At 74.7% G+C, this 5,736-nt stretch carries 6 protein-coding genes; 5 read left to right on the forward strand and 1 reads right to left on the reverse strand.

Features of this window, described 5'->3' with window-relative positions; all coding sequences use genetic code 11:
• The coding region (locus AN218_RS12310) for a PucR family transcriptional regulator (RefSeq protein ID WP_141747545.1) at positions 1-500 on the forward strand (500 nt) is incomplete at its 5' end.
• A gap of 118 nt (positions 501-618) precedes the next feature.
• On the opposite strand, the gene AN218_RS12315 is transcribed toward AN218_RS12310, so the two are convergent.
• On the reverse strand, positions 619-813 hold the full coding sequence (locus AN218_RS12315) for a DUF6104 family protein (protein ID WP_070016893.1): 195 nt from the start codon (positions 811-813) through the stop codon (positions 619-621).
• A gap of 125 nt (positions 814-938) precedes the next feature.
• On the opposite strand from AN218_RS12315, the gene AN218_RS12320 reads away from it, so the two are divergent.
• The 4 genes from AN218_RS12320 to AN218_RS12335 all read left to right on the forward strand — a co-directional run.
• Positions 939-1,313, forward strand: coding sequence for a CU044_2847 family protein (locus AN218_RS12320; RefSeq protein WP_070016894.1), 375 nt, complete (start codon positions 939-941; stop codon positions 1,311-1,313).
• Positions 1,314-1,558: 245 nt separating this feature from the next.
• Entirely contained in the window at positions 1,559-3,676 is a 2,118-nt protein-coding gene (locus tag AN218_RS12325) for a VMAP-C domain-containing protein (protein ID WP_107421426.1), read from the forward strand.
• A 73-nt stretch (positions 3,677-3,749) separates the two neighbouring features.
• On the forward strand, positions 3,750-4,832 hold the full coding sequence (locus AN218_RS12330; RefSeq protein WP_070016896.1) for an AAA family ATPase: 1,083 nt from the start codon (positions 3,750-3,752) through the stop codon (positions 4,830-4,832).
• A 6-nt stretch (positions 4,833-4,838) separates the two neighbouring features.
• Positions 4,839-5,736 (forward strand): SAV_2336 N-terminal domain-related protein (locus tag AN218_RS12335; RefSeq protein WP_275936971.1); only part of this gene is annotated, 898 nt, incomplete at its 3' end.

Here is a 5,736-nt window from a genome sequence, read left to right on the forward strand (position 1 = left end):
CGTCGCTCCTCGTCGTACAACTCGGGCCGCGCGTCACCGAGGAGACGGTGCTCGGCAGGCTGGAGGGCGTGCCGTGCGGGGTGTCGGCCGCCGTGGACGGTCTGGCCGGAGTGCCCCGCGCGGTCGAGCTGGCCGTCGCGACGGTACGGGCGACGGGCGCGGAGGCCACCGGTCCGGTGCGCCTGTCCGACGCCTGGCTCGACGTACTGGCCGCCCGCGCGGGCCACTTCGCGTCGCACCTCGCCGACGACGTACTGGGCGGGCTGCGCGCGGCGGGCGTGCCCGCGGCGGAACGGGAACGGCTGCTGGAGACGGTGCGGGCGCATCTGGCGGGCAGCGGCTCCATCGCCGAGACCGCGCGGGCGCTCTACTGCCACCGCAACACCGTCCAGCAGCGCTTCGCGCGCTTCCACGAGCTGACCGGGCGCGACATCCGCCGCCCCGAGGACGCGGCGCTGCTGGCGCTCGCGCTGCGCGCGCGGGAGGACGCGGCGGGGTGACGACGAGGGCAGGGTGACGGACGGACGGGCCCGGGGGCTGACGGACGGGCGCGTCGGGAAGGGACCGTCCCGAACTCCCGTTCGCGGTCCGCCGGTTGAGGGCCTCCCCTTCCGGGCATCAGCCCTCGGCGTCGTCCTCGTCGTCCTCGTCGTCGAGCCGCGCCAGCCAGGTCGCCAAGCGCTCGACGGGCACCTCGAAGTCCGGGTTGAGATCCACGAAGATCCGCAACTGGTCCGCCAGCCACGCGAAGGTGAACTCCTCCTCGCCGCGCCGGCTGCTCAGCTCTTCGATGCCGCGGTCGGTGAAGTACACGGAGGGCTCCTTGGGGACGGCGGACGGTGCGGTCCCAAGATAGTGCGCGCGGCCGTGCCCGCCGCACCGGGCGGCGGGCGGGCACGCACGTGAGCGGCAGAGCCGTACGGGAAGCGAGGAGAGCTGTGGAACGGGGTATCCAGGAGATCGAACTGCCGGGCGGCGAGCGGGTGCTGGCCTCCGTACGCCTGCCGGACTCCGGGCGGCTGCCCGGCGGTGCGGGCGCGCACGAGGAGTCCGAGTGGGAGGACACGGGGGCGCCGGAGCGGCTGAGCGCCCGCATCGATCAGCTCAACGAGCTGATCGGCGGCGTCGGTTCGACCGTGCTGAACGCCGCGCGGTCGGCACGGCCCGACGAGGTGAGCGCCACCTTCGGCATCGAGCTGATGGCCAAACCGGGCAAGGCCGTCGCGATGCTCGCCGACGGCGAGGTGAAGGGCGTGATCTCCGTGACCCTCACCTGGAAGCGGCCCGCGCCCGCCGCGGAGGAGCAGCCGTGACCGCACACGCCGGGGGAGAGCGGCCGTGATCACGCCCGTCGCCGCAGCGCCCCGGGGCCGGAAACAAGCGCAGAATCAAGGCCGTCGGCGCAGTAATCTTGTGCCGCATACGCCGCAGACGGGAAATCCGGGGGAACGGGGGTGGCGATGACCGAGGTGTTCCGCGACCGGGCCGCGGGGCCCGCTCACGCGCGGCCGGCCAGGGGTGCGCGAATCAGTCTGCTGCCGTGCGCCACCCGTGTCCCGTGAGCGCCGTCGAGAGCGCCGTGCGCTCGGCAGTCGTACGGATTGGTGCACTCCGCGACGGGTATGACGGCGAAGACGGCGGCCCGCGTGGGGAGTTCTGGGGCAGCGGCTTCTTCGTGGCGCCGGGCTGGGTGCTGACGAGCGCGCACGTCGTGGCCAAGGGGAGGGGTGCCGTGTGGAGGGGTGAGCGCGTCATAGGCGTCACCACGGAGCGCGGTGACACGCTCGCCGGGGAGCTGGCGTGCGCCCTTCCCCGCCCCTCCGCCGAGGAGAGCGCCGCGCCGTGGGAGGAGCCCGACCTCGCCTTCGTACGGGTTCCGGAGACGTCCGGCGTTCCGCAGCCGGGCGGCCTGTGGCTGAGCGACCGTTCGGCGCTGGGCTCGCCGCACGTCGAGATGTACGGGTTCTCGCCGTTGCTCCGCGGAGGCTCCGCCGTGGACTTCGTCCAGGTCTCGGGCCGTGCCAGCGCCGGCGCGGGCGGTCCGATGATGCTGGAGGACGCCTACCTTCCGGCGGGCTGCTCGGGCGGTCCCGTCGTGGACCGCGAACGCGGCAGCGTCATCGGCGTCAACAAGGGACGCGTGCGCGAGAGCCCGGCGGCCCGTGCCACCCCTGTCACCGCGCTGCGCCGCTTCAGCGAGGCGGGAGCGCACGAGCGCGAGGTGCTCCAGGAGGTGCTGCGCGCCCACGACCGGCACCATCTGAGGCGCTTCCTCGGCTTCGACTGGAGCTGGCCCAGAGAGCAGTACGACCTGGAGAAGCGGCGCGACCCGGGCGCGTACGTCAGCGGCTTCCACGCCCACGACCGCGCCGAACTCTTCGGCCGCTTCGCCGAGTTGCCCGCCCCCGCCAGCTCCGGCGAGGTGCTGGAGCTGGTACGGGAGGCGCTGCACGGCGTACTGCGCGAGGCGCACCGGCTGCACGTCCACGCCCCGCGGAACTGGCGGGACGGCGTCGGGCTGCTCTACGACCTGCACGACGGCCGTCCGGCGGGCGGCGAGAGCAGCCGCGACCGTGAACGGGCCGCCGTGGTGCTGTACGCGGCGATGGTCTGCCGGACGGTGGCCGTACGGGGCCGCGCGGTGCCGCGTCCGCGTACGCCCGAGGAGGAGCGGACGGCGGCCCAACCGGCCGACCCGGTGGGCGAGTTGGAGACCTGGGTCAGGGGCGCCGCGGTGAACCTGCCGAACGGGATCATCCGGGAGCGGGTCGGCGACGTTCTCGCGGGCACCGACGCCCCCGCGCAGGGCACCGCGTACGCCGACGTGCTCGTCGAGATCGACCCCGACCTGTACGGCACCCATCCCTGGCGCATCAAGCTCGTCCAGGAGGACGGCCAGGTCACGCCCGTACGGCAGAGCGAGACGGGCGTCCCGCGGCACGAGCTGGAACGGGACATCCGCGCCGCGCTCACCCACGCCCTGGACAAGGGCGACATCGGGGAGCACCTCGCGGCCGTCGACTTCATGCTGCCGCGTGCCCTCTTCGACGAGCCGGTGGAGATGTGGCGGGCCCAGGAGGCCGCCCCCGGCGAGCCGTTCAGCCCGCACACCCTGCCGCTGGGCTACCGGCGCACCGTCGCGCTGCGCGACCGCGACCGCTGGATGGGCGGGCACATCTCGGAGTGGCACAAACGCTGGGGCGCCATCCGGCAGGGGCGGATGGAGGCCGTGCCGCTCGTCCCGGACACCGCGGAGGAGGGCCACGGCCAGGGGCCACCGGAGAGCGGCGAGGCCGCGTACACCCGGCTCGGTCTCGGCGCCCCGCACGCGGTCGCCGTGCACTGCGCGCGGACCGGCAGCGGCGGCGCGGCCGTCGCGATGAGCGTGGCCATGGGCGCGGGATATCCGGTGGCGCTCTGGCGGCGCTGCGACGAACAGCACGGCGACTGCGCCCAGTTCCACGAGGGCGCGGCCGAACTGCTGCGCGCCGCACGGCCGGTGGCGGGACCCGACGGACTCCGCGCGAAGGTACGCGAACTGCGCAACCGGAACGCCGGTGCACAGGCCGCGGGTTCGGCAACGGCCTGGGCCGGACAGCTCGTTCTGCTCTACGATCCGCCGCAGGGGCTCCGCCGCGCCGACGGACCGCTCCGCGAACCGGTACAACGCTCCTGACCAGGCACACCAGTGCGCCCCACGGACCAGACCACGACCGACGACCCGAAACGGACCAGCCCGAGGAGCCACAGTGAGCGACTGGCGGATCTACCGGGGAGCGGGCCTCCCCCATGACGGCGCGCGACGCTTACCGGAGCCGCCCCCCTGGCGGGACTTCACCCTCTCCGGCGGCTCCGACGCGGCCCGGCGCCTGGGCGTGCAGCGGCAGTTGGTCGAGAATCTGCATCCGCGCCCCGAGGAGGTCGAGGCGGTCAACGCCGCCCTGTATCTGCGCCGGCCGCTGCTGGTCACCGGGAACCCGGGCACCGGCAAGTCGACCCTCGCGCACGCCGTCGCCCACGAGTTGGGCCTCGGCCGGGTGCTGCGCTGGCCCATCGTCAGCCGCACCGGTCTTCAGGACGGCCTCTACCACTACGACGCCATCGGCAGGCTCCAGGACGTACAGCTCGACCGGGCCGTCGAGGGCGAGGAGGCCGAGCGCCCGCCCATCGGCTCGTACATCAGACTCGGCCCGCTGGGCACGGCGCTGCTGCCCGCGCCCGGGACGGACCGGGCGGACGGAGGGGCCGCGTCGGATGCCCCGGACGCGGACGGTGACGCGGACGCGGACGGGGACGGCGGCGCGCGGGGACCGCTGCCGCGCGTGCTGCTCGTCGACGAGCTGGACAAGAGCGACATCGACCTCCCCAACGACCTCCTGAACGTCCTGGAGGAGGGCGAGTTCGCGATCCCCGAGCTGGAGCGCATCGCCGACCGCGAGCCCGTCACCGAGGTGCTCACGGACGACGGCGGCAAGGCGACGGTGACCGGCGGACGCGTCCGCTGCACGACGTTCCCCTTCATCGTGCTGACCTCCAACGGCGAGCGGGACTTCCCCGCGGCGCTGCTGCGCCGCTGCATCCAGCTCGAACTGAAGCCGCCCACCGACGAACAGCTCACCGCCATGGTCACGGCCCATCTGGGCGAGGAGGCCCTGGACGAAGGACAGGAGTACATCCAGCGCTTCCTTCAGCGCGACCCCGGACAGGTCGTCGCCACGGACCAGTTGCTGAACGCCCTGTTCCTGACGCAGCGCGCGAGCGGCGCGGAACGCGTGACCCGCAGCCGCCTCGCCGAACTCCTGCTGCGTCCCCTGGACCGCGGCCCGAGGTGATGGCCGATGGACGCGAGGGGGCTCCCGCCCGACGCCGAGGCGCAGGTGACCGAGCTGGTCTCGCGGCTGCGCGCGGCGGGCTGGGAGCCGTCGGCCGAGGAGGTCGCGGAGGCGCTCTGGCTGGCCCGCCGGATCGGCGTCCGCCCGCCCGAGACCGCCGAGGCGTCCGTCCCCCGGCAGGCCCCGGCCTCCGGCGAGTCCGCCGGGCGGCCCCCGCGCTCCACCGGCCCGGCGGGGACGGACCCCGCACCGCGCGAGCGTGACGTCCCCGAGAAGCGTTCGCCGCCCGTCTCCCTCTACGCCCCCGTACGCCACGGAGGCGCCCCCGGCGGCGCCTTCCCCGTACGCGCCCCCGCCGCCAGCACACTGCCCGGACTGCTCGGGTTCCAGCGCGCCCTGCGTCCGCTCGCGGGCTACCGTCCCCGACTGCCGTCCGTGCCGCGCGTACTGGACGAGGCGCAGACCGCCGAACTGAGCGCGAGCAGCGGCGCCGTACGCGCCGTGCTCACCCCCGCGCGGCGCCCCGAGACCGAACTGCTGCTGCTCATGGACGCCTCGGCCACCTCCTCGGTCTGGCAGCTCACCTTCGAGAAGCTCCGTCAGACCTGCGAACGGCTCGGCGCCTTCCGCGATGTCCAGGCCCTCCATCTGCACCGGGGCTCCGACGGCGCGCCCCTCATCGGTACGGGCCCCGACCGCGCCGCCACCCGCCTACGCCCCGCCGACCAGTACCGCGACACCAGCGGGCGCCGGCTCACCCTCGTCGTCAGCGACTGCGTCGGACCGCTGTGGCAGGACGGCGGCGCCCAGCGGATGCTGCACCGCTGGGCCGCGGCCTCGCCGGTGGCCGTCGTCCAGCCGCTGCCCCCGCGGCTGTGGCCGCGTACGGCGCTGCCCGGCGAAC

This window comes from Streptomyces nanshensis (assembly GCF_001751255.1).
Lineage (GTDB): Bacteria > Actinomycetota > Actinomycetes > Streptomycetales > Streptomycetaceae > Streptomyces > Streptomyces nanshensis_A.